We start from the raw sequence: 24,107 nt of genomic DNA, 5'->3' as shown, positions 1-24,107 counted from the left end.
TAGTATAAGGAATATTATTTTATCCCCCTATTTTAGAACGCAATGAAATCCCTAAGTCAATTATACCTAAGATTGTCACAAGAGGAAACAGCATCGGAATAAACATGCATGCAATAAAACTAATAATAGGAACCCCTTTAGTAAAACCTTTTCTATACGCTAAAAAGGCGATAAATGTCAGACCTTGCAGTACAAGCAATAGTGCAAATATGACATTTAGGTTAGAAAATACCATATGTAAATATGATGTTGGTTCTACTTTTATAAAAGTTGCTAACAAAATAAATATAACGTAATACCAAATGATACTCTTTGGTAATTGTATATCTTTAAATTTAGGCCAAGATATAACTTCATGTTTTAACTTTTTCAAAACACTACCTGATATTATCACTGTAATCCAAGAAAAACATACTGAAACTAGCACAAGTATACTTGGAAGTAACGATTGTAATATATCATTCATTTGTGCGAGTAACTCTTTTTGTTCCTTACTAATCGGCATACCTGTAGCACTTACTATCTTTTCGCTTTTCGCCATACTTTCACTGAACATACTTTGCATTTGCTTCATTATATCTATGTTGAAAAACTTTATACTCGCAACATAAATAAGTACAAAACCAATTAAGTATGCAAGCGTCCCCGCTATTAAGATTTCGACTGGCTTTTTTCTTGTTTTATACATATATCCTAAAACAATCCCTATCAATCCAAACATAATTGTCTTCACTAAATTCAGCGGTTGACTCACAATAATAGTAACAAAAAGTGCCGCTACAAAAACCACGAGCACATTAGATAGTTTATGTCTTATCATTAATAGTATAAATGGTAACGGCAACGCAAAAGTTACAACTGTACCCAAAATCGGAACATACATAGATATAAGCAATAAAATTGCATATATAGCTAATAATGCTGCACCTTCTGTAATAAACTTTGTTTGTTTCACATTTTAACCTCTCTTTCAAAAAGAAAAGCATAGCAAAATGCACAGTAGAGTCCCACTCTACTGTGCATTTCATACGCTATTATTCACCAACATATGGTAAAAGTGCCATTTGACGAGCACGTTTAATTGCAACTGTAAGTTTGCGTTGGTATTTTGCGCTTGTTCCTGTTACACGACGAGGTAAAATTTTACCACGCTCAGAAACGAAACGTTTTAATAAATCAACATCTTTATAGTCAATGCGAGTGATGCCGTTAGCTGTGAAGAAACACACCTTACGACGTTTCGCACGTCCACCTTTGCGTCCTGCCATGTCTATTTCCCTCCATTCTTTGTTAAAACTAACAAATTTACTGTATTAGAACGGTAAATCGTCGTCGGAAATGTCGATCGGTTGACCTACATTTGAAAATGGATCGTCATTCTTCGTAAATCCAGAGTTACCTTGGTTACCTGAATTACTAGATTGACCAAATGGGTTAGAGCCTTGGTTACCGAAACCAGCTCCTGATGGTTGCTGATTAAATGAACCACGTTGCTCCCCACCGCCATTACGCGGCTCTAAAAATTGCACGCTTTCCGCAAGAACTTCTGTTACGTATACACGTTTACCATCTTGTCCCTCGTAATTACGAGTTTGAAGACGTCCATCTACGCCTGCTAAGCTACCTTTTTTCAAATAATTTGCTACGTTTTCTGCTTGTTTACGCCATATTACACAATTAATAAAGTCAGCTTCACGCTCACCTTGCTGATTGGCAAATGCGCGATTCACAGCTAACGTAAAAGTAGCTACTGCGACACCATTGGGCGTGTAACGTAAGTCAGGGTCCTTAGTTAAACGACCAACGAGGATAACACGATTCATCAATCGAACCACTCTCCCTTATATATCAATTATTTTTCTTCTTCTTTAACAACGATATGACGAAGGATGTCTTCGTTGATCTTAGCTAAACGGTCGAATTCGTTAATCGCTTCTGCGTTAGATTTCACGTTTAAGATCATGTAGAAACCTTCACGTAAGTCGTTGATTTCGTAAGCTAAACGACGCTTACCCCACTCTTTCGTGTTAATGATTTCTGCACCATTGTTTGTTAAAACACCTGCAAAACGTTCAACTAAAGCTTTTTGAGCTTCTTCTTCAACGCCAGGACGAATGATGTACATAATTTCGTACTTTCTCATTACACTTTCACCTCCTTTTGGTCTAAACGGCCCGTAATGGGCAAGGAGCAATTAATTTATAGTAATTACTCACGAGTTTAGATTATATCATAGTAAGTTATATGAATCAACTCACCAATACATAAAAAACTTGGCAAACATATAATATATTTGCCAAGCTCATATCTTTATTTTTCCTAGGAAATATTAAATTAAACGTTAAAACGGAAGTGCATAACATCTCCGTCTTTTACGATATATTCTTTTCCTTCTAAACGTACTTTTCCAGCTTCTTTTGCAGCTGTCATAGAACCGTTTGTCATTAAATCATCGTAAGAAACTGTTTCTGCACGAATAAATCCACGCTCAAAGTCTGTATGAATAACACCAGCACATTGTGGTGCCTTCATTCCTTGTTTAAATGTCCAAGCACGTACTTCTTGAACGCCAGCTGTAAAGTAAGTAGCAAGTCCTAATAGGTCATATGCTGCACGAATTAATTGATCTAAACCAGACTCTTCAATTCCTAATTCTTCAAGGAATACTTTTTTCTCTTCTTCGTCTAATTCAGCGATTTCTGATTCGATTTTTGCACATACAACGATTACTTGAGAATTTTCATTTGCTGCAAATTCTTTTACCATTTGTACGTATTTATTTTCCGAAGGATCGATAATATCGTCTTCACTTACATTCGCTACGTATAACATTTCTTTTGTTGTAAGTAAATGAAGGCCTTTAACAATCTTCATCTGCTCTTCTGTAAATTCAACAGTACGAGCTGGTTTTCCCTCTTCAAAAGCTTCTTTTAAACGAACTAAAATTTCATGCTCATATACCGCTTCTTTATCTTTTTGTCTTGCTAATTTCGCAACACGCTCGATACGCTTATCAACAGACTCTAAGTCCGCTAAAATTAGCTCTAAATTGATTGTTTCAATATCATCAATTGGATCTACTTTCCCTGAAACGTGCGTAATATTTTCGTCTTCAAAACAACGAACAACTTGGCAAATTGCATCTACTTGACGAATGTGAGATAAGAATTTATTTCCTAAACCTTCACCTTTACTAGCACCTTTTACGATACCTGCAATATCAGTAAACTCGAATACAGTCGGAACAGTCTTTTTCGGTTCTACTAATTCCGTTAATTTATTTAAACGCTCATCTGGTACTTCTACAATCCCTACGTTTGGATCAATTGTACAGAATGGATAGTTCGCAGATTCTGCTCCTGCTTGTGTAATTGCATTAAATAAAGTGGACTTCCCTACGTTAGGTAATCCAACAATCCCAGCCGTTAATCCCATATTTTTCACTCCTATGTCTCAATCTTTCATCATTATAGATAGTAACGAAAAAAATGACAAGTTTCCGCCAAACGAAAAAAAGTAACAGTTACCTACTGTAACTGTTACTCTCCCTCTATTCTTCGTGCTTCACAAGTATTTTTTTCACCTTACGATCAAACTCTCTTCGAGGAATCATTACTGAATGGTCACACCCCTCGCACTTAATGCGGATATCCATTCCCATACGAATAATTTTCCAACGATTCTCGCCACATGGATGGGCTTTCTTCATTTCCACAACATCATACAAGTTATATTCCTTTTGCTCCATTCTCCAAACTCCTCTCCATACTAAATTGCTTTTCCACTAACTAATTCTTCACGATTATATAAAACCATACGTGGATATGGAATTTCAATTCCATGTAAATCAAGACGATTTTTAATCTCTTTACGAAGTGCCCTTGCAATAACTGCATGTTGCATCGGTTCTACTTCAGCAATAACACGTAATATAACTTCTGATGCTGCTAATGTTTGCACACCTAATAATTGAGGCGTTGTTACCATTTTTTCGTACTTTGAAGGTAATTCTACTAATAAATCTTCAATAACTTGCTCTGCTTTCGCAATATCAGCCTCATATGAAATAGATACATCAACAAATGCTACACTATTACTAACTGAGTAGTTAGTAACTTGAATAATACTTCCATTTGGTAAAGTATGAATTTCACCTGTCCAACTCTTTACTTTCGTTGTACGAAGTCCAATTTCTAAAACGACTCCTTCAAATTGACCGATTTTAACATAATCGCCAACTGAAAACTGATCTTCTAACAAAATAAATAAACCTGTAATAACGTCTTTCACTAAACTTTGAGCACCAAATCCGACTGCTAAACCAATTACCCCAGCACCCGCTAATAAACCTGATGCATTAATATCAAACACACCTAAAATCGCAATTAGCATAATGAACATAACAACGTACGCTACAATATTTTCAAGTAATTTCGCTACTGTAACTGTACGACGTTCTGAAATTTGAATTGGAGAACGACTCCCCATACGAAACGCATTTCGTACAACCGCCCTTGCAATTCGCACAACAACTGCACCAATTGTTAAAATAATACATATTTTTAATGTCGCAACTCCAATATGAGCCCAACGATCAGCATCTAATAAATACTGTTTCATAGAATTAAACCACTTCGCTAATAAATCCATGTACCTCTACCTCTCTAGCTAAAATTTCTTTTTAGTTACCCTTATTATTGTATCAGAAGTCCCCTAATTGCTGAAAAAATTTTATGATTTTAATCCTATTTTATCCCCGACATCCAGGTATAAAATGGAACGAATATATATATACTAGTACTATTATTTCCGTTTTCATTCACATTTTGCAAAAATTACGCACTTATAACTTTCCATTTTCCTCACCATATAACATATATTGAAAATTTATTAAAAGGATGGGTGCTTCATGAATATTGGAAGTTTTCGCTTACCATTTTTTGAGAAAGAAACTCAAAACGTTATGCACCAAGATCTAGAAGCCTCTGAGATAATCAGTAATTTCTTACTTACCCATATTCCTATTAAAACTAATATACCACTCATTCTCGTTTGTATCGGCACAGATCGCTCTACAGGTGACGCACTCGGCCCATTAGTTGGTACAAAACTTGAACAAATAGACATCCAAAACCTCCAAGTATTCGGTACACTAGATGAGCCAGTACATGCGCTAAATTTAGAAGAGAAAATTCAGAATATACAGAAAGAATATCCTACTGCATTTATAATTGCTGTTGATGCATGTTTAGGAAAGTCCCAAAATATCGGATCAATCACTACTGGAAAGGGACCTAGTAAACCTGGAGCTGCTATGAATAAGAAATTACCTGCAGTTGGTGATTTGCACATACACGGTATCGTCAATCTAAATGGGTTTATGGAGTTTTTCGTTCTTCAAAATACAAGATTAAGTTTAGTCATGAAAATGGCTGATGTAATCGCAAAAAGTATAAAAGAGACGGATCAAAAATTATCCGCATTAAAAAAAGCAAACCATCTATAAATAATAAGATGGTTTGCTTTTTAATTTTTCTGTGCTAATAGTTCTAAAATACGATTTAAATCTTCTTTATTAAAAAATTCAATTTCGATTTTACCTTTTTCTTTTTTCGTCTCTTTAATTTTCACATCTGTGCCAAACTTTTCTCTTAAGAACGTTTCACGTTCCACGAAAAATATATTTCGCTCTTTTTTCACTTTTTTTGTTTCACGTGAAACGTGTTGATTAATCTCTTGGACGATTTTCTCTAATTGACGAACATTTAATCCTTCTTTTTCAATGCGTTTCAATAAGGACTTCAATTGTTCTTCATCTTTTATCGTAAGTAAAGTTCTCCCATGAGCCATTGAAAGTTGACCATTTGCAATCATATCTTGTACGAAAGAAGGTAGGCTTAATAACCGAGTATAATTTGCAATGTAAGGTCTGCTTTTACCAAGACGTTTCGCTAATTGTTCTTGCGTTACATTTAGCTCATTCATTAACATCTGGTATGCCATTGCCTCTTCCATAGGATTTAAATCTTCTCGTTGTAAGTTTTCTAACAACGCAAATTCCATCATTTGCTGTTCAGTTAATTGTCTTACAACCGCAGGTACTTTTTCTAAACCAGCCTCTTTTGCAGCACGAAATCGTCTTTCACCTGCAACAATTTCATATCCTTTAATACTCTTCCTAGCAATTAATGGTTGTAGAATACCGTGTTCCTTAATCGAAATTGCTAATTCCTGAATCGCCTCTTTATTAAAGTGTTTACGCGGTTGATATGGATTCGGCCTTAATTCAGTTACAAGAATCTCCTGAATTGTTTCCTCTTCTTTCACATCTAAATCAGGAAAAAACACATTAATTCCTCTTCCTAATCCTTTAGCCACCTGCAATCACTTCCTCTGCTAAATCTATATACACTTCTGCTCCTCTTGATTTAGCGTCATACTGCATAATAGGTTTCCCATGACTTGGAGCCTCGCTCAAGCGTACATTACGCGGAATAATCGAGCGATATACTTTATCCCTAAAATACTTTTTCACTTCATCTATAACTTGAATCCCTAAATTTGTACGGGCATCCAACATTGTTAACAATACACCTTGAATTGCTAAATTTTTATTTAAATGTTTTTGTACAAGTCGAACTGTATTTAATAGCTGACTTAACCCTTCTAGTGCGTAATATTCACACTGTACAGGAATAATAACAGAATCTGCTGCTGTTAATGCATTAATCGTTAATAACCCTAAAGATGGGGGACAGTCGATAATAATATAGTCATATTCATCACGAACTGGCTGTAATGCTCTTTGCAAACGTACTTCCCGGGAAATAGTCGGTACCAATTCAATTTCAGCACCAGCCAATTGAATTGTAGCGGGTAGAACATCTAAGTTTTCAGTTGCGGTTTTCTGTATAACCCCTTGAACATCTGCATCTTCCACAAGAACGTTGTAAATACATTGATCTAATTCAGATTTTTCAATTCCCACACCAGTCGTTGCATTTCCTTGAGCATCAATATCTACAAGAAGGACTTTTTTACCTACTTGCGCCAATCCAGCCCCTAAATTAACAGATGTTGTTGTTTTTCCAACACCGCCTTTTTGATTAGCAATAGCAATGATTTTTCCCATGATGTCACCTACTTTCAACCTTTCTATCTTATTCTAATAACAATTACGTTTATTGTAACATGAAATAAAACTTTTTCTTTTACGTCCTTTATTAAACTTCAAAATTTATTTCTAAACTCCTTCTTCATTTAACAAGAAAATATAGTAAAAGAGACCTCTCCAATAGGATAAGGTCTCTAGCACGTCATTATTATTTTTTCTTTGGAATTTTAATTGTAATTTGATAGTACTCATCAAATTCTTCTTCCTCAGAATTAACATTCAAACCACTTTCAGTAACCATTTGTAAAGATTGTCTAATTGTATTCATAGCAATCCTCGTATCTCGACTTACTGCTTTTTGCTTTGCCTTACGCTTCGGTTTCGCTTCCTCTAGTAACTTCGCAATTCGTTCTTCTGTTTGCTTTACATTTAGTTGTTTCTCCACAATTTCCTGTAAAACCTTCAGTTGTAATTCCTCATTTTTTAAAGGAATGAGAGCGCGGGCATGACGTTCTGTAATGCTTTTTTCTAATAATGCACTTTTTATTTCTTCAGGCAACTTTAACAAGCGCAACTTATTTGCGATTGTAGATTGTCCTTTTCCAAGTCGTTGTGCCAATGCTTCTTGTGTTAAATTATGTAACTCAATCAGCTTTTGATATGCCACAGCTTCCTCGATTGCCGTTAGTTCCTCACGTTGCAAGTTTTCAATTAAAGCTACAGAAGCTGTCTCTGTATCATTTAAATTCTTTATAATTGCAGGAACCTTTTCCCAACCTAACTTTGTTGCCGCGCGAAAACGTCTTTCTCCAGCAATAATCTCGTACTTATCATCCTCATATTGCCTTACAACAATCGGTTGAATAAGTCCATGTGTACGAATTGTTAATGCTAACTCATCAATACGCGCATCATCAAAAACTGTTCTTGGTTGATAACGGTTAGGGGTAATATTTACTATCGGAATTTCTTGTATTTCTTCATATACCTTTTTATCTATCTCTTCATGGCTTTCGTCTTGTAATTCGAATTCGCTCTCTTTATCTCCAAAGCCAAATAAACGAGAAAACGTATTTTTCATACATATTCCACCACCTTTTAGGCCTATTGACTATTCTCCATAAAATGTTTCCTATGAAACATTTACGTTTTCATTTATATAATTTAATCTTACGTCTAATAAGATTTATTTTTCAATAGGTAATTTATTGGGTGTTCCCGGTTTGCGTGGATATTTCTTTGGTGTCTTGCGCTTTTTCTCGATTAATAAAATATTACGTTCACTCTCTTCAAATGGTAATTGGAAAGTAGACATCTCTTTCAACTCTCCGCCTAGCACCTCTAAAGCATACTTGCCATTTTCAATTTCTTCGTTTGCTGCTGCACCTTTCATTGCAATGAATGTTCCTCCAACTTTTACAAGTGGTAAACATAGCTCACTTAATACAGAAAGACGCGCAACTGCACGTGCCATTACAATATCGTATGATTCACGTACACCTTCTTTTTTCCCAAATGTTTCAGCACGATCGTGACAAAATGCAACATCACTTAATTCTAACTTTTGGGCTAAGTGATTTAAGAAATTAATACGTTTTTGCAATGAATCTACAATTGTTACTTTTAAGTGCGGGAAACAGATTTTTAAAGGAATACTTGGGAATCCAGCCCCTGCACCAACATCACAAATTGAGAATGGTTTTGAAAAATCATAATAAAAAGCAGCTGTAATGGAATCAAAAAAGTGTTTTAAATATACTTCTTCTTTTTCTGTAATAGCCGTTAAGTTCATTTTTTCATTCCACTCTACTAATATTTCAAAGTAGATTTTGAACTGCTCTAACTGTCTAGAAGAGAGGGTGATTCCCTTCTCTTCTAGCATAGATTGAAATTGTTCTATGTTCATCTAGCAATATCTCCTTACTATTTATTGGTTCGATACGCGTGCAATTTTTCCTTGTTCTATATACACAAGTAAAATGGAAATATCCGCTGGATTTACGCCAGAAATACGTGAAGCCTGCCCCATTGAAAGTGGACGAACATCTTTCAATTTCTGTCTAGCTTCTGAAGCAAGGCTAGAAATCGCATCATAATCAATATCTACAGGGATTTTTTTACTCTCCATTTTCTTCATACGCTCTACTTGCTGTAAAGATTTTTCAATATACCCTTCATACTTAATCTGAATTTCAACTTGTTCTTTAACTTCATCACTTAATTCTACTTCACTTGGTACTAAAAGATGAATATGCTCATATGTCATCTCTGGACGACGTAATAAGTCACTTGCACGTATTCCATCTTTCAATTCACTTCCGCCAATATTGCGAATTAATTCTTGAACTTCAGGACGTGGTTTAATAATAATGCTGCTTAAACGTTCCTTTTCCTGTTCAATTTGTAATTTTTTATTTGTAAATCGCTCATAGCGCTCTTCTTTAATTAGTCCAATTTCACGACCAACTTCAGTTAAACGAAGATCAGCATTATCGTGGCGTAATAATAGACGGTATTCTGCACGAGACGTTAATAAACGATATGGTTCATTTGTACCTTTCGTTACAAGATCATCAATTAAGACGCCAATATAAGCATCCTCGCGACCTAAAACAACTTCTTTTTTACCTAAAGAACGGCATGCTGCATTAATTCCAGCCATAAGCCCTTGTCCGGCCGCCTCTTCGTAACCAGAAGTTCCATTAATTTGTCCTGCTGTATATAAATTTTTAATCTTTTTCGTTTCAAGTGTTGGCCATAGTTGTGTTGGCACAATTGCATCATATTCAATTGCATAACCTGTACGCATCATTTCAACATTTTCTAGGCCTGGAATTGTTCTAAGCATGTCACGTTGTACATCTTCTGGTAAGCTTGTGGATAAACCTTGTACATATACTTCTTGTGTATTACGCCCTTCTGGCTCTAAGAAAATTTGATGACGTGGTTTATCATTAAATCTTACTACTTTGTCTTCAATAGAAGGACAGTATCTAGGGCCTGTTCCTTTAATCATACCAGAATACATAGCTGAACGATGTAAATTTTCATCTATTAAACGGTGTGTTTCTGTACTTGTATATGTCAACCAACATGGAATTTGATCCATAATAAATTTCGTTGTTTCAAAAGAGAACGCACGTGGCTTATCATCACCTGGTTGAATTTCTGTTTTACTGTAGTCAATTGTATTACTGTTTACACGCGGAGGTGTCCCTGTTTTAAATCTAACAAGATCAAATCCAAGTTCTTCTAAATGCTCAGATAATGTAATAGACGGTTGCTGATTATTTGGACCGCTTGAATATTTTAAGTCGCCCATGATAATCTCGCCGCGTAAAAATGTTCCAGTTGTAATTACAACGGTTTTTGCTGTATATTCTGCACCAGCTTGTGTAACTACCCCTTTACATACACCTTCTTCAACGATTAAACGCTCTACCATTCCTTGGAACAACGTTAAGTTTGGTGTTTCTTCAATTGTTTTCTTTAATTCATGTTGGTAAGCGAATTTATCAGCTTGCGCTCGAAGTGCACGTACGGCTGGTCCCTTACCTGTATTTAGCATACGCATTTGAATATGAGTTTTATCAATATTACGTCCCATTTCTCCGCCTAATGCATCAATTTCACGAACAACAATCCCTTTTGCTGGTCCACCAACAGAAGGGTTACATGGCATGAATGCTACCATATCCAAATTAATTGTTAACATTAATGTTTTTGAGCCCATTCGTGCTGCCGCAAGACCAGCTTCACATCCTGCATGACCTGCACCGATTACTATGACATCGTATGAACCGGCATTGTATCCCATTGTTTATTCCTCCTAATAATCTCTATCTTTCTACAACTTCACTATATTATTTTCCTAAACAAAATTGAGAGAACAACTGGTCAATTAAGCTTTCATGCACTGTGTCCCCAGTAATTTCACCAAGTATTTCCCACGTTCTTGTTAAATCAATTTGTACCATATCAATTGGTACACCATTTTCAATCGCCTCAACTGCATCACCGATTGTTTTTCCTGCTTGTGTTAATAATCCAATATGTCTCGCATTAGAAACATATGTCATATCTGCAGAATCAATTGTTCCTTCAAAGAATAAATCAGCTATTGCCTTTTCGAGTTCATCTATTCCTTGTTCCTCAATTAAGGATGTTGTAATAACACGATTTCCCGCGGCTAACTCTGTAACACGTTCCATATCAATCGCTTGCGGTAAATCAGTCTTATTCACAATAACAATAAAGTCTTTTCCTTGTACCGCACGGAATAGATCTTCATCCTCATTTGTTAAAGCCTCGCTATAGTTGACAACAACTAATACTAAATCCGCTTGGCTCATCATTTCTTTTGAACGTTCCACACCAATTCGTTCAACAATATCTTCTGTCTCCCGAATACCGGCTGTATCTATAAGTTTAAGAGGTACACCACGCACGTTAACGTACTCTTCAATAACATCACGAGTTGTTCCTGCAATATCAGTTACAATTGCCTTTTTCTCCTGAACAAGACTATTTAATAACGATGATTTCCCAACGTTAGGTCTACCGATAATTGCTGTAGCAATACCTTCACGTAAAATTTTCCCTTGTTTTGATGTTTCTAATATTTTTTCGATTTCCGAACGAACATGCGTCGCTTTCTCAATTAAAATATTATGTGTCATCTCTTCTACATCATCGTATTCTGGATAATCTATATTTACCTCAACATGAGCTAATGTTTCTAATATTTCTTGACGCAAAAGACCAATTAATTTAGATAATCGCCCTTCCATTTGATTAATTGCTACATTCATCGCACGATCTGTTTTTGCTCGAATCAAATCCATAACAGCTTCTGCTTGTGATAAGTCGATACGTCCATTTAAAAAAGCACGTTTTGTAAATTCGCCCGGTTCTGCCAATCGTACTCCTTGTGCTAGAATAAGTTGCAATACTTTATTTACTGAAACAAGTCCACCGTGACAGTTAATTTCCACTATATTTTCACGTGTAAAAGTCCTTGGTGCGCGCATAATAGACACCATAACTTCTTCAATAACTTGATTTGTATCTAAATCAACAATATGACCATAATGAATAGTGTGAGAAGGAACCTCTGTTAAATCCTTCCCCTTAAAAATACGATCAACTTTCTCAACCGCATCATCCCCACTTACTCGAACAATGGCAATTGCACCCTCTCCAAGCGCTGTGGAAATCGCAGCAATTGTATCAAATTCCATGTCCTTTCACCTCACTTGCTTATTTATCTCTATTTCAACATGATTATTTCTTTCACTAAATTATTAGGATACCATAACGAACCTATCTACAAAAGAAGAATAACTCATTTTATTATATCCCCATGTAAAAAACACTAAACTTATTCACAGTGGATAAGTTTAGTGTTTTTTAGTTATCCACATCTATTTTCCGCTCAAAAAAACCGGCACTCATTTGAGCAACCGGTCATTTAGGAGATATTACAACATGCCGATGTGGTTCATTTCCTTCAGAAGTTGTATTGATACCTTGATGATTTGATAATGCCTGATGAATAATTTTTCGTTCAAAAGATGGCATCGGTTCTAAAATAACTCTTTTTTTCGTATTAAATACTTGTTTCGCTAATCGATAAGAAAGTGATTCTAACGTACTTTTTCTTTTACTACGATAATTTTCAGCATCTAGTGTAATACCGATATATTGCTTCGTGTTACGATTCGCGACAAGTTTTGTTAAATACTGTAAAGAGTTCAATGTATTACCTCTTTTCCCAATTAAAACACCTACATTATCACCAGAAATTGTGAATTCGATTTCGCGTCCTTTTACAATTTTACTAATCTCGACTTCCACACCCATATCGTGAATAACATTTCTTAAATATTCTTCACATTCTTGAATTGGATCTTTCTTCAATACAACTTCTACTACTGCAGGGCGATTCCCAAATAAACCTAAGAATCCCCTTTTACCCTCATCGACAATATTTATATCTACTCGATCTTTTGATGTATTTAATTGCCTTAAAGCATCCTCTACTGCCAGCTCGACTGTTTGTCCTTTAGCAGTAATTACACTCACTTGCTTGAGCCTCCAGCTTTACCAGCCTTACTAGCCTTAATCTCTGGCCCTTTAATAAAGTACATTTGAGCAATACCAAAGATATTACCAACAACCCAGTAAAGTGATAATGCAGCTGGGAAGTTAATTGCAAAGATTAAAATCATAATCGGCATAAGCCAAAGCATCATTGCCATTTGTGGATTTTGACCAGCTGTTCCTGCCATTGCAAGCTTTTGCTGAATAAATGTCGTAATTGCTGCAACGACTGGTAAGATATAGAACGGGTCTGCATGTCCTAAATCGAACCATAAGAAACTATGTTGTTTAATTTCAGCTGTTCTCATAATCGCATGATAAAACGCGAATAAAATAGGCATCTGAACAAATATCGGTAAACATCCTGCCAATGGATTTACACCATTCTTTTGATATAACTGCATCATTTCTTGTTGTAGTTTTTGCTGTGTTGCTTGATCTTTAGAACTATATTTCTCTTTTAACTTCACCATTTCTGGTTGTAACGCTTGCATTGCCTTTGTACTCTTTGTTTGTTTAATCATTAATGGTAATAATGCAAAACGAATGATAAGAGTTGTAATAACAATTGCTAAACCGTAATTACTGTTAAATAAGTCGGCAAAATACGTGATTAACTGAGAAAGCGGATATACGAAATATTCATTCCAAATCCCAGTACTTTTCGATGTAATCGGCTGACCCGTTTCACTACAACCGGTGGCAATCGCCATTAATGCAACGACCATGGCTAGTAAACCTAATTTCTTTTTCAAAGCCTACTCCTCCTTGTATCGGTATGTATATAGTGTAATTCATTTCCTTACGCTACTTTTTTATTCTTTTCATACCAGAGCGTTTAAAGACATGAATTAAGCTTTTCTTTACTTCTTCATATGTCATCTCTGCACAAGGCTTCCTTGCTATTATAACAAAATCTTTTCCAGAATCTATCTCATCTTTTAACTCTGTAATAGCCTGACGGACCATGCGCTTAATTCGATTACGAACTACTGCATTTCCTATTTTCTTGCTAACAGAAAGGCCGATGCGAAAGTTTGGCTGTTCTTCTTTATCTAATTGGTATACAACAAACTGACGATTTGCATTTGATTTTCCTTTTTGAAAAACCGCCTGGAATTCATCATTCTTCTTTATACGATGTTTTTTCTTCATATCAATTGACACTCCTGTATTTCATCAGCGGAAATTCACTATTATTAGAAAAAAAGACCACTGAACGATCAGTGGTCTACGCAGATAATACTTTTCTTCCTTTACGACGACGAGCTGCTAGCACTTTACGTCCGTTCGCTGTGCTCATACGGCTGCGGAAACCATGTACTTTGCTGCGCTTACGTTTATTTGGTTGGTAAGTTCTTTTCATTATATGACACCTCCCTGAGGAATATCTGTTAAAGACAGTCCTATAAATTATAGTTAATTAACTAGGAAAATGTCAATGGTTCTAGAAATTTTCATCAAATATTCATTTTGAACCTATTCACATACTTTTTCACAGCACCTATATTTCCTTGTGGATAAATATTTTTTCGCGTTTTTTATATCCACAAACTTTTTTCACACTTTTACACAGTATATCGTGTTGTGGACAAGTTTATTCCACAAGGTATTGATTTTGTGGATAACTTTCTTAAATTCATTGCTATAGCCACTTTTTTTTGATATTATAGTTGTGTTTTCACTTTGAATAAGTTTTCCACATCTTTATCTTATCCACAATTTGTGTATAACATGTGGACAGTTTTAATCACATGTGGGTAAATAGTTGTCCACATTTGCTTTTTTTGTCGAAAACCCTATCTCATATACAAACGACGTTTTTAGGTTTTAAAATACGTTTCGTATAAATATACATTTTATATTTATTAGGTTGTACATTTGTTGCGCAACCTTATTCTTTTACCAACTTAGTAAAGGAGGGACACCTTTGGAAAATATCTCTGATTTATGGAATAGTGCCTTAAAAGAATTAGAAAAAAAGGTAAGCAAGCCTAGTTATGAGACATGGTTAAAATCCACAACCGCTCATAACTTGAAGAAAGACGTATTAACGATTACAGCTCCGAATGAATTTGCTCGTGACTGGCTAGAATCTCATTACTCCGAACTAATTTCAGAAACACTATACGATTTAACAGGGGCAAAATTAGCAATTCGCTTTATTATTCCCCAAAGTCAAGCTGAAGAGGACATTGATCTGCCTCCAGTTAAGCCGAATCCAGCACAAGATGATTCAGCTCATTTACCACAGAGCATGTTAAATCCAAAATATACATTCGATACATTTGTTATTGGCTCTGGTAACCGTTTTGCCCATGCAGCTTCATTAGCTGTAGCTGAGGCGCCAGCTAAAGCGTATAATCCACTCTTTATTTACGGAGGAGTTGGACTTGGAAAGACACATTTAATGCATGCAATTGGTCATTATGTAATTGAACATAATCCAAATGCAAAAGTTGTATATTTATCATCAGAAAAATTTACAAATGAATTTATTAACTCTATTCGTGATAATAAAGCTGTTGATTTTCGTAATAAATATCGCAACGTAGATGTTTTATTGATAGATGATATTCAATTTCTTGCTGGAAAAGAACAGACTCAAGAAGAGTTTTTCCATACATTTAATGCATTACACGAAGAAAGTAAACAAATTGTAATTTCTAGTGACCGACCACCAAAAGAAATTCCAACTTTAGAAGATCGTCTTCGTTCCCGCTTTGAATGGGGACTTATTACAGACATTACGCCGCCAGATTTAGAGACACGAATTGCGATTTTACGCAAAAAAGCAAAAGCTGAAGGGCTTGATATACCAAATGAAGTTATGCTTTATATCGCAAATCAAATTGATTCAAATATTCGTGAATTAGAAGGTGCACTTATCCGAGTTGTAGCTTATTCATCTTTAATTAATAAAGATATTAATGCTGATTTAGCAGCTGAAGCACTTAAAGATATTATTCCAAATTCTAAGCCGAAAATTATCTCTATTTATGATATTCAAAAAGCTGTCGGGGACGTTTATCAAGTGAAATTAGAAGATTTTAAAGCGAAAAAACGTACAAAATCAGTTGCGTTTCCTCGCCAAATTGCAATGTATTTATCGCGCGAGCTTACAGATTCCTCTTTACCAAAAATAGGTGAAGAATTTGGTGGACGTGATCATACAACAGTTATCCATGCCCATGAAAAAATCTCTAAACTACTAAAAACCGATACGCAATTACAAAAGCAAGTTGAAGAAATTAATGGTATTTTAAAGTAGTAGCTGAATAGTGTGAATAACTTACCTTGTTTTACGCACAGTCTATCCACATGTAGATAGACTGTTTTTACATCCTTTAGCGGAGTTATCCACATATCCACAAGCCCTATTACTATTACTACTATTTTTTATCTTTATTAATTAAATAAAATCTTATACTTACCGGAGGTTTTTCTTTATGCGTTTTACAATACAAAAAGACTATCTTGTAAGAGGTGTACAAGATGTAATGAAGGCAGTTTCTTCTCGTACAACAATCCCAATTCTTACGGGAATTAAAGTTGTAGCGACTGAAGAAGGAGTTACATTAACAGGAAGCGATGCTGATATTTCTATTGAATCGTTTATTCCAGTCGAAGAAGCTGGAAAAGAAATCGTAGAAATAACTCAATCAGGAAGCATTGTTTTACAGGCAAAATATTTTAGTGAGATTGTAAAAAAACTACCTAAAGACACTGTCGAAATTTCTGTAGAAAATCATTTTATGACAAAAATAAAATCTGGAAAATCAGAGTTTAACTTAAATGGTTTAGATTCTGCAGAATATCCCTTATTGCCACAGATTGAAGAACATCATGTATTTAAGATACCAACAGATTTACTTAAACATATGATCAGACAAACTGTATTTGCAGTTTCTACTTCTGAAACAAGACCAATCTTGACAGGTGTAAACTGGAAGGTATATAACAGCGAGTTAACTTGTATTGCAACAGATAGTCATAGGCTGGCACTTCGAAAAGCAAAAATTGAAGGACATAATATTGCAGATGAATTCCAAGCTAATGTTGTTATTCCAGGTAAGAGCTTAAATGAATTAAGTAAAATTTTAGATGAGTCTGAAGAAATGGTAGATATCGTTATTACGGAGTATCAAGTATTATTCCGTACAAAACATTTATTATTCTTCTCAAGATTGTTAGAAGGGAATTATCCTGATACGACACGTTTAATTCCGGCAGAGAGTAAAACGGATATTTTTGTGAATACAAAAGAATTCCTACAAGCAATTGATCGTGCTTCACTATTAGCAAGAGATGGCCGCAATAACGTTGTTAAATTATCAACTTTAGAGCAAGAAATGCTAGAGATTTCTTCGAATTCACCAGAAATCGGAAAAGTTGTCGAAGAAGTACAATGCGAAAAAGTAGATGGAGAAGAGTTAAAAATATCTTTTAGTGCAAAATATATGATGGATGCATTGAAAGCTTTGGATAGTACAGAGATTAAAGTTAGCTTTACTGGGGCGATGAGACCGTTCTTAATTCGTACAGTAAATGATGATTCAATTATTCAATTAATTTTACCGGTTCGTACTTACTAGGTAAGGAATAAGGGTTGCTAGTTTAAAGATGCTAGTGGCCCTTATTTGATTTTTGGGTATTACTTTCCTAATGCTAGTTTATTTAGTACAATGAAAGAATGAACACTTTCAGAAAGTGAGCGATTTTATGAAACGTATTAAAATTTCAACAGAGTATATTACACTAGGACAATTTTTAAAGTTAGCTGATGTAATTGATACAGGTGGCGCTGTAAAATGGTTTTTACAAGAATATGAAGTGTACGTGAACAACGAACTTGAAAATAGAAGAGGTCGCAAACTATATGCGAATGATGTTATTGAAATTCCAGGAAGCGGAACTTTCCAAGTTCAGGCATAAAGGGGGAGCCCTTTGTTTATTTCAGAAATACAATTAAAAAACTATCGCAATTATGAAAAATTAGAGCTTTCCTTTGAAGATAAGGTAAATGTAATTATCGGCGAAAATGCGCAAGGGAAAACAAATTTGATGGAAGCTATTTATGTTTTAGCGATGGCGAAATCTCATAGAACCTCTAATGATCGCGAACTTATCCGCTGGGATGAAGATTTTGGTCAAATAAAAGGGAAATTACAAAAAAGAAACAGTTCTTTGTCTTTGGAATTAAATATTTCGAAAAAAGGTAAAAAGGCAAAATTAAATCAACTTGAACAACAAAAGTTAAGTCAATATATTGGCGTGATGAACGTTGTCATGTTTGCCCCAGAAGATTTAAATCTTGTAAAAGGAAGCCCTCAAGTAAGAAGACGCTTTTTAGATATGGAATTAGGACAAATAGCTCCTGTATATTTGTATGAATTAAGTCAATATCAAAAGGTGCTCACGCAACGAAATCACTTGTTGAAAAAAATGCAAGGGAATAGTAAGAATGAGGAAACGATGTTGGATGTATTTACACTTCAACTAATTGAGCATGGTGCGAAAATACTGCAAAAACGTTTTGAATTTTTGCATTTGCTACAGGAATGGGCAGCTCCAATTCATCGAGGTATAAGCCGTGGATTAGAAGAGTTAGAAATTGTCTATAAACCAAGTGTAGATGTATCAGAATCAATGGATTTGTCGAAAATAAAAGAAGTATACTATGAAAGTTTTCAATCTGTGAAACAACGTGAAATTTTCCGTGGTACGACTTTGATTGGTCCTCATCGTGACGATTTACAATTCTTCGTTAATAGTAAAAATGTTCAAGTCTTTGGTTCGCAAGGACAACAACGAACGACCGCACTATCCCTAAAATTAGCTGAAATTGAATTGATTTATTCAGAGGTTAAAGAATATCCAATCCTTTTGTTGGATGATGTTTTATCAGAATTAGATGATTATCGTCAATCACATCTTTTAAATACAATTCAAGGAAAAGTGCAAACATTTGTTACAACGACGAGTGTCGACGGAATTGAACACGAAACATTAAAAGAAGCGAAAACAATTCATGTAACGAACGGCACTGTAGATTGTGAAATAGATAGGGAATAACCCCTGTTTAAATGGAAAAGTAGGTGATCTTTGTGTCAATGGAACAAAAGCAAATGCAAGAAAATGCATATGATGAAAGTCAGATACAGGTGCTTGAAGGACTAGAGGCAGTTCGGAAACGCCCTGGTATGTATATTGGATCTACAAGTGGAAAAGGGCTTCACCATCTTGTTTGGGAAATCGTAGATAATAGTATTGATGAAGCACTTGCAGGTTATTGTGATGAAATTAATGTTAGTATCGAAGAAGATAATAGTATTCGTGTAACGGATAATGGGCGTGGTATTCCGGTTGGTATACAAGAAAAAATGGGACGTCCAGCTGTAGAAGTTATTATGACTGTTCTCCACGCCGGTGGTAAATTTGGCGGTGGCGGTTATAAAGTTTCTGGTGGTTTACATGGTGTTGGGGCATCGGTTGTAAATGCTCTATCAACAGAATTAGAAGTATTTGTACATCGTGAAGGTAAAATCCATTACCAAAAATATGAAAGAGGTATTCCGGTTGCGGATTTAAAAGTCATTGGTGACACAGATCAAACAGGAACAATAACTCGATTTAAACCAGATCCGGAAATTTTCCAAGAAACAACAGTATACGATTTTGATACGCTAGCAACTCGTATGCGTGAATTAGCGTTTTTAAATCGTAATATTAAATTAACAATTGAAGATAAACGTGAACATAAGCAAAAGAAAGAATTCCATTACGAAGGTGGAATTAAATCATACGTTGAGCATTTAAATCGCTCAAAACAACCGATTCATGAAGAGCCTGTGTACGTAGAAGGTTCAAAAGATGGTATTCAGGTTGAGGTTTCTCTTCAATATAACGAAGGATACACAAATAATATTTACTCATTTACGAATAACATCCATACGTATGAAGGTGGTACACATGAGGTAGGTTTTAAAACAGCTTTAACTCGTGTAATCAACGACTATGGTCGTAAAAATAGCATTTTAAAAGATGCGGACAGTAATTTAACTGGTGAGGATGTTCGTGAAGGTTTAACAGCAATTGTATCAATCAAGCATCCAAATCCACAATTTGAAGGACAAACGAAGACAAAACTTGGGAATAGTGAAGCGAGAACAATTACAGAGTCTGTATTCTCAGAGGCATTTGAAAAGTTCTTACTAGAAAATCCTAATGTAGCGCGAAAAATTGTAGAAAAAGGTACGATGGCTGCACGTGCACGTGTAGCTGCGAAAAAAGCGCGTGAATTGACACGTCGAAAGAGTGCGTTAGAAGTTTCAAGTTTACCTGGTAAATTAGCTGATTGCTCTTCGAAAGATCCAGCAATTAGTGAAATTTACATCGTAGAGGGTGACTCTGCGGGTGGATCTGCAAAACAAGGACGCGATCGTCATTTCCAAGCAATTTTACCGCTGAAGGGTAAAATTATTAATGTGGAAAAGGCGCGCTTAGATAAGATTTTATCAAATGATGAAGTTCGTACAATTATTACGGCAATCGGTACAAATATTGGTGGAGACTTCGATATTGAAAAAGCACGCTATCATAAAGTTATTATTATGACCGATGCCGATGTTGATGGTGCACATATTCGTACCCTATTATTAACGTTCTTCTATCGTTATATGCGTCAAATAATTGAGTGTGGTTATATCTATATTGCACAGCCGCCATTGTTTAAAATACAACAAGGTAAAAAAATTCAATATGCTTACAACGATAAGGAACTTGAAAAAATCTTAGCTGAGCTACCAGCCCAGCCGAAACCAGGAATTCAACGTTATAAAGGTCTTGGGGAGATGAATCCAACTCAGCTATGGGAGACGACAATGGATCCAGAAGTACGTTCATTACTTCAAGTTTCCCTTCAAGATGCAATTGAAGCAGACGAAACATTTGAAATTTTAATGGGAGATAAAGTAGAGCCACGTCGTAACTTTATCCAAGAGAATGCAAAATACGTGAAGAACCTTGATATTTAAATGAGTAATGACAGGAATCTAAGTATTCCTGTCTTCTACATATAAATCAATGTATGTGTAACGGAAATGTAAGAGGAGGTGCTCGTTGATGTCAGACAATCAACAACAAGCACGAATTCGAGAAATTAATATTAGTCATGAAATGCGTACCTCATTTTTAGATTACGCAATGAGTGTTATCGTATCTCGTGCATTACCAGATGTTCGTGATGGATTAAAACCTGTGCATCGTAGGGTTTTATATGCGATGAATGATTTAGGAATTACAGCTGATAAAGCGTATAAGAAATCAGCACGTATTGTCGGTGAAGTAATCGGTAAGTATCACCCTCATGGTGATTCAGCCGTTTATGAAACAATGGTACGTATGGCGCAAGATTTTAGTCAACGTTATATGCTTGTAGATGGGCATGGTAACTTCGGTTCTGTAGATGGAGATTCAGCAGCTGCAATGCGTTATACAGAGGCAAGAATGTCTAAGATTTCTATGGAATTAATACGTGATATTTCAAAAAATACAATTGATTATCAAGATAACTATGATGGTTCCGAAAGAGAACCGATAGTACTACCAGCGCGTTTCCCTAATTTATTAGTAAACGGTACAACAGGTATTGCTGTTGGTATGGCAACAAATATACCGCCGCATCAGCTTGGCGAAGTAATTGATGGTGTGCTGGCATTAAGTCATAATCCTGATATTACTATCGCGGAATTAATGGAATACATTCCAGGTCCAGACTTTCCGACGGCAGGTTTAATTTTAGGAAGAAGTGGAATTCGAAGAGCTTATGAAACAGGTCGCGGTTCCATTATGCTTCGTGCTAAGGTTGAAATTGAAGAGAAGTCAAACGGTAAACAATCTATTATCGTAACTGAACTACCTTATCAAGTTAATAAGGCACGATTAATTGAAAAAATCGCAGAATTAGTTCGCGATAAGAAAATTGAAGGTATTACAGATTTACGTGATGAATCAGATCGTAATGGTATGCGTATTGTCATGGAAGTACGTCGTGATGCTAATGCAAACGTACTATTAAACAATCTATATAAACATACAGCGCTTCAAACAAGTTTCGGTATTAATATGTTGTCTCTTGTAAATGGGGAGCCACAAGTACTAAATTTAAAACAAAATCTATATCATTATTTAGAGCATCAGAAGGTAGTAATTCGTAGACGTACTGCTTATGAATTAGAAAAAGCAGAAGCACGTGCTCATATTTTAGAAGGATTACGAATTGCTTTAGATCATCTTGATGAAGTTATTACGTTAATTCGTAGTTCAAAAACGGCAGATATTGCAAAGCAAGGCTTAATGGAACGTTTTGGTTTAAGTGAGAAACAAGCGCAAGCGATTTTAGATATGCGTCTGCAACGCTTAACTGGATTAGAACGTGAAAAAATTGAGCAAGAATATCAAGACTTAATGAAGTTAATTGCTGAATTAAAAGCGATTTTAGCAGATGAAGAAAAAGTTCTTGAGATTATTCGTGAAGAATTAACAGAAGTAAAAGAGCGTTTCAATGATAAGAGACGAACAGAAATTACAATTGGCGGTATGGAATTTATTGAAGATGAAGATTTAATTCCTGAACAAAACATTGCGATTACGTTAACTCATAACGGTTATATTAAGAGGTTACCGGCTTCTACGTACAAAACACAGAACCGTGGGGGACGTGGTGTGCAAGGAATGGGTACGAATGATGATGACTTTGTTGAACATTTATTAACAACGTCTACTCATGATCATATTTTATTCTTTACAAACAAGGGTAAAGTATACCGTACGAAAGGATATGAAATTCCAGAGTATAGTCGTACTGCAAAAGGACTACCAATTATTAACCTATTAGGGGTAGATAAGGGTGAGTGGATTAACGCTATTATTCCGATTCGTGAATTTGGTGACGATCAGTTCTTATTCTTTACGACAAAACAAGGGGTTTCTAAGAGAACACCACTTTCATCATTTGCAAATATACGTACAAATGGTTTAATTGCAATTTCTCTTCGTGAAGAGGATGAAGTAATATCTGTACGTTTAACATCGGGTGATAAGGATATTATTGTCGGGACAAGTAACGGTATGCTAATTCGTTTCAATGAACAAGATGTTCGTTCTATGGGACGTAATGCTGCAGGTGTTAAAGCTATTACGTTGGGCGATGAAGACCAAGTTGTAGGTATGGAAATTGTCGAAGAGGATGTAAATGTTCTAATTGTAACGAAAAATGGTTACGGAAAGCGTACACCGATTGATGAATACCGTCTGCAAAGTCGCGGTGGTAAAGGTCTGAAAACTTGTAACATTACAGATAAGAACGGTAAATTAGTAGCTGTTAAGTCTGTTACAGGTGAAGAAGATATTATGTTAATTACAGCGGCAGGCGTTATTATTCGTATGCCAGTTGATCAAATCTCTCAAATGGGACGTAATACACAAGGTGTTCGTCTAATTCGATTAGAGGAAGACCAAGAGGTAGCGACGGTAGCAAAAGCACAAAAAGATGAAGAGGAAGAAACGAGTGAAGAGGTTTCTTCAGAAGAATAAGAGAGGGGATTTTCCCTCTCTTTATTTTTTTATAATAATACTTGCATAGGGAAGAGAAAGCCTATATAATAGGCAGAGTCAGCAAATGAGAGATACAACTTATCGAAAAAACTTGTTGACGAAAATAATATACTATGATATATTATAAAAGTCGCTGAAACGCGATATTGAACTTTGAAAACTAAACGAAACAAACAACGTGAAACGTCAATTTTTATTTTAGATGCTAGACAAACTAACTTTATTGGAGAGTTTGATCCTGGCTCAGGATGAACGCTGGCGGCGTGCCTAATAC

The 24,107-nt window shown here is 35.5% G+C and carries 24 protein-coding genes; 7 read left to right on the top strand and 17 right to left on the bottom strand.

The window, feature by feature from the left end; translation table 11 throughout:
- Nucleotides 1–19 precede the first annotated feature (19 nt).
- The 7 genes from ACTFRU_RS17790 to ACTFRU_RS17760 all read right to left on the bottom strand — a co-directional run bounded on the left by ACTFRU_RS17790 (nucleotide 20) and on the right by ACTFRU_RS17760 (nucleotide 4,650).
- The gene (locus tag ACTFRU_RS17790) at nucleotides 20–955 is read right to left on the bottom strand and encodes a YybS family protein (protein WP_000814840.1); all 936 of its coding nucleotides are present in this window, start codon (nucleotides 953–955) and stop codon (nucleotides 20–22) included.
- A gap of 79 nt (nucleotides 956–1,034) precedes the next feature.
- On the bottom strand, nucleotides 1,035–1,268 hold the full coding sequence (gene rpsR, locus ACTFRU_RS17785; RefSeq protein WP_000918873.1) for a 30S ribosomal protein S18: 234 nt from the start codon (nucleotides 1,266–1,268) through the stop codon (nucleotides 1,035–1,037).
- Between the two features lie 45 nt (nucleotides 1,269–1,313).
- Nucleotides 1,314–1,826, bottom strand: a complete 513-nt coding sequence (ssb, locus tag ACTFRU_RS17780; RefSeq protein ID WP_000981966.1) for a single-stranded DNA-binding protein — start codon at nucleotides 1,824–1,826, stop codon at nucleotides 1,314–1,316.
- Between the two features lie 26 nt (nucleotides 1,827–1,852).
- Nucleotides 1,853–2,143 (bottom strand): 30S ribosomal protein S6, encoded by a 291-nt coding sequence (gene rpsF / locus ACTFRU_RS17775; RefSeq protein WP_001233778.1) that lies wholly within the window; start codon nucleotides 2,141–2,143, stop codon nucleotides 1,853–1,855.
- Nucleotides 2,144–2,334: 191 nt separating this feature from the next.
- Nucleotides 2,335–3,435, bottom strand: coding sequence for a redox-regulated ATPase YchF (gene ychF / locus ACTFRU_RS17770; RefSeq protein WP_000524657.1), 1,101 nt, complete (start codon nucleotides 3,433–3,435; stop codon nucleotides 2,335–2,337).
- A 115-nt stretch (nucleotides 3,436–3,550) separates the two neighbouring features.
- The gene (locus ACTFRU_RS17765) at nucleotides 3,551–3,748 is read right to left on the bottom strand and encodes a DUF951 domain-containing protein (RefSeq protein WP_000435485.1); all 198 of its coding nucleotides are present in this window, start codon (nucleotides 3,746–3,748) and stop codon (nucleotides 3,551–3,553) included.
- Between the two features lie 20 nt (nucleotides 3,749–3,768).
- Nucleotides 3,769–4,650 (bottom strand): mechanosensitive ion channel family protein, encoded by an 882-nt coding sequence (locus ACTFRU_RS17760; protein ID WP_000364814.1) that lies wholly within the window; start codon nucleotides 4,648–4,650, stop codon nucleotides 3,769–3,771.
- A gap of 259 nt (nucleotides 4,651–4,909) precedes the next feature.
- On the opposite strand from ACTFRU_RS17760, the gene yyaC reads away from it, so the two are divergent.
- Nucleotides 4,910–5,506 (top strand): spore protease YyaC, encoded by a 597-nt coding sequence (gene yyaC / locus ACTFRU_RS17755; protein WP_001020714.1) that lies wholly within the window; start codon nucleotides 4,910–4,912, stop codon nucleotides 5,504–5,506.
- Between the two features lie 20 nt (nucleotides 5,507–5,526).
- Here yyaC and spo0J read toward each other — a convergent pair whose 3' ends face one another.
- From spo0J to rpmH, 10 genes are all read right to left on the bottom strand, one after another.
- The gene (spo0J, locus tag ACTFRU_RS17750) at nucleotides 5,527–6,378 is read right to left on the bottom strand and encodes a stage 0 sporulation protein Spo0J (protein ID WP_001051832.1); all 852 of its coding nucleotides are present in this window, start codon (nucleotides 6,376–6,378) and stop codon (nucleotides 5,527–5,529) included.
- A complete protein-coding gene (gene soj, locus ACTFRU_RS17745) occupies nucleotides 6,371–7,132 on the bottom strand; it encodes a sporulation initiation inhibitor protein Soj (RefSeq protein ID WP_000516114.1) in 762 nt (253 codons plus the stop codon). Before soj ends, spo0J begins: the two co-directional genes overlap by 8 nt.
- 190 nt (nucleotides 7,133–7,322) lie before the next feature.
- Nucleotides 7,323–8,195 (bottom strand): nucleoid occlusion protein, encoded by an 873-nt coding sequence (noc, locus tag ACTFRU_RS17740; protein ID WP_000799016.1) that lies wholly within the window; start codon nucleotides 8,193–8,195, stop codon nucleotides 7,323–7,325.
- A 105-nt stretch (nucleotides 8,196–8,300) separates the two neighbouring features.
- Nucleotides 8,301–9,020, bottom strand: coding sequence for a 16S rRNA (guanine(527)-N(7))-methyltransferase RsmG (gene rsmG / locus ACTFRU_RS17735; protein ID WP_440037733.1), 720 nt, complete (start codon nucleotides 9,018–9,020; stop codon nucleotides 8,301–8,303).
- A gap of 21 nt (nucleotides 9,021–9,041) precedes the next feature.
- Complete coding sequence (mnmG, locus tag ACTFRU_RS17730) at nucleotides 9,042–10,931, bottom strand: tRNA uridine-5-carboxymethylaminomethyl(34) synthesis enzyme MnmG (RefSeq protein ID WP_000541031.1); 1,890 nt, start codon at nucleotides 10,929–10,931, stop codon at nucleotides 9,042–9,044.
- Nucleotides 10,932–10,977: 46 nt separating this feature from the next.
- Nucleotides 10,978–12,354 (bottom strand): tRNA uridine-5-carboxymethylaminomethyl(34) synthesis GTPase MnmE, encoded by a 1,377-nt coding sequence (gene mnmE / locus ACTFRU_RS17725; RefSeq protein WP_000393754.1) that lies wholly within the window; start codon nucleotides 12,352–12,354, stop codon nucleotides 10,978–10,980.
- 226 nt (nucleotides 12,355–12,580) lie between these two features.
- Entirely contained in the window at nucleotides 12,581–13,198 is a 618-nt protein-coding gene (jag, locus tag ACTFRU_RS17720; RefSeq protein ID WP_000111516.1) for an RNA-binding cell elongation regulator Jag/EloR, read from the bottom strand.
- Entirely contained in the window at nucleotides 13,195–13,971 is a 777-nt protein-coding gene (gene spoIIIJ, locus ACTFRU_RS17715) for a YidC family membrane integrase SpoIIIJ (protein WP_000727738.1), read from the bottom strand. Before spoIIIJ ends, jag begins: the two co-directional genes overlap by 4 nt.
- A gap of 52 nt (nucleotides 13,972–14,023) precedes the next feature.
- Nucleotides 14,024–14,371 carry a ribonuclease P protein component gene (gene rnpA, locus ACTFRU_RS17710; RefSeq protein ID WP_000726621.1) on the bottom strand — a complete coding sequence of 116 codons (348 nt, stop codon included), beginning with the start codon at nucleotides 14,369–14,371 and terminating at the stop codon, nucleotides 14,024–14,026.
- A gap of 76 nt (nucleotides 14,372–14,447) precedes the next feature.
- The gene (rpmH, locus tag ACTFRU_RS17705; protein ID WP_000831901.1) at nucleotides 14,448–14,582 is read right to left on the bottom strand and encodes a 50S ribosomal protein L34; all 135 of its coding nucleotides are present in this window, start codon (nucleotides 14,580–14,582) and stop codon (nucleotides 14,448–14,450) included.
- A gap of 564 nt (nucleotides 14,583–15,146) precedes the next feature.
- On the opposite strand from rpmH, the gene dnaA reads away from it, so the two are divergent.
- From dnaA to gyrA, 6 genes are all read left to right on the top strand, one after another.
- Nucleotides 15,147–16,487 carry a chromosomal replication initiator protein DnaA gene (dnaA, locus tag ACTFRU_RS17700; RefSeq protein WP_000428017.1) on the top strand — a complete coding sequence of 447 codons (1,341 nt, stop codon included), beginning with the start codon at nucleotides 15,147–15,149 and terminating at the stop codon, nucleotides 16,485–16,487.
- Nucleotides 16,488–16,665: 178 nt separating this feature from the next.
- Entirely contained in the window at nucleotides 16,666–17,811 is a 1,146-nt protein-coding gene (dnaN, locus tag ACTFRU_RS17695) for a DNA polymerase III subunit beta (RefSeq protein ID WP_016121496.1), read from the top strand.
- Between the two features lie 127 nt (nucleotides 17,812–17,938).
- Nucleotides 17,939–18,151, top strand: a complete 213-nt coding sequence (yaaA, locus tag ACTFRU_RS17690; RefSeq protein WP_000821364.1) for a S4 domain-containing protein YaaA — start codon at nucleotides 17,939–17,941, stop codon at nucleotides 18,149–18,151.
- Nucleotides 18,152–18,163: 12 nt separating this feature from the next.
- Entirely contained in the window at nucleotides 18,164–19,291 is a 1,128-nt protein-coding gene (gene recF / locus ACTFRU_RS17685; RefSeq protein WP_000470745.1) for a DNA replication/repair protein RecF, read from the top strand.
- A 38-nt stretch (nucleotides 19,292–19,329) separates the two neighbouring features.
- Nucleotides 19,330–21,252: a DNA topoisomerase (ATP-hydrolyzing) subunit B gene (gene gyrB, locus ACTFRU_RS17680; protein WP_000435982.1), complete on the top strand. Its 1,923-nt coding sequence runs from the start codon at nucleotides 19,330–19,332 to the stop codon at nucleotides 21,250–21,252.
- Between the two features lie 88 nt (nucleotides 21,253–21,340).
- On the top strand, nucleotides 21,341–23,812 hold the full coding sequence (gene gyrA, locus ACTFRU_RS17675; protein ID WP_001282864.1) for a DNA gyrase subunit A: 2,472 nt from the start codon (nucleotides 21,341–21,343) through the stop codon (nucleotides 23,810–23,812).
- Nucleotides 23,813–24,107 lie beyond the last annotated feature (295 nt).

This window comes from Bacillus cereus group sp. MYBK220-1 (assembly GCF_051916445.1).
Classification (GTDB): Bacteria; Bacillota; Bacilli; order Bacillales; family Bacillaceae_G; genus Bacillus_A; species Bacillus_A cereus.
The sequence above is the reverse complement of the archived record's forward strand: the minus strand, read 5'-3'. Positions and strand labels throughout refer to the sequence as shown.

Bases quoted from the DNA above. Each gene is read 5' to 3' on its own strand.
- rpsR (WP_000918873.1), bottom strand. From the start codon at position 1,268: ATGGCAGGACGCAAAGGTGGACGTGCGAAACGTCGTAAGGTGTGTTTC.
- rpsF (WP_001233778.1), bottom strand. From the start codon at position 2,143: ATGAGAAAGTACGAAATTATGTACATCATTCGTCCTGGCGTTGAAGAA.
- ychF (WP_000524657.1), bottom strand. From the start codon at position 3,435: ATGGGATTAACGGCTGGGATTGTTGGATTACCTAACGTAGGGAAGTCC.
- ACTFRU_RS17765 (WP_000435485.1), bottom strand. From the start codon at position 3,748: ATGGAGCAAAAGGAATATAACTTGTATGATGTTGTGGAAATGAAGAAA.
- ACTFRU_RS17760 (WP_000364814.1), bottom strand. From the start codon at position 4,650: ATGGATTTATTAGCGAAGTGGTTTAATTCTATGAAACAGTATTTATTA.
- yyaC (WP_001020714.1), top strand. From the start codon at position 4,910: ATGAATATTGGAAGTTTTCGCTTACCATTTTTTGAGAAAGAAACTCAA.
- soj (WP_000516114.1), bottom strand. From the start codon at position 7,132: ATGGGAAAAATCATTGCTATTGCTAATCAAAAAGGCGGTGTTGGAAAA.
- noc (WP_000799016.1), bottom strand. From the start codon at position 8,195: ATGAAAAATACGTTTTCTCGTTTATTTGGCTTTGGAGATAAAGAGAGC.
- rsmG (WP_440037733.1), bottom strand. From the start codon at position 9,020: ATGAACATAGAACAATTTCAATCTATGCTAGAAGAGAAGGGAATCACC.
- mnmG (WP_000541031.1), bottom strand. From the start codon at position 10,931: ATGGGATACAATGCCGGTTCATACGATGTCATAGTAATCGGTGCAGGT.
- mnmE (WP_000393754.1), bottom strand. From the start codon at position 12,354: ATGGAATTTGATACAATTGCTGCGATTTCCACAGCGCTTGGAGAGGGT.
- rnpA (WP_000726621.1), bottom strand. From the start codon at position 14,371: ATGAAGAAAAAACATCGTATAAAGAAGAATGATGAATTCCAGGCGGTT.
- rpmH (WP_000831901.1), bottom strand. From the start codon at position 14,582: ATGAAAAGAACTTACCAACCAAATAAACGTAAGCGCAGCAAAGTACAT.
- dnaN (WP_016121496.1), top strand. From the start codon at position 16,666: ATGCGTTTTACAATACAAAAAGACTATCTTGTAAGAGGTGTACAAGAT.
- yaaA (WP_000821364.1), top strand. From the start codon at position 17,939: ATGAAACGTATTAAAATTTCAACAGAGTATATTACACTAGGACAATTT.
- gyrB (WP_000435982.1), top strand. From the start codon at position 19,330: ATGGAACAAAAGCAAATGCAAGAAAATGCATATGATGAAAGTCAGATA.
- gyrA (WP_001282864.1), top strand. From the start codon at position 21,341: ATGTCAGACAATCAACAACAAGCACGAATTCGAGAAATTAATATTAGT.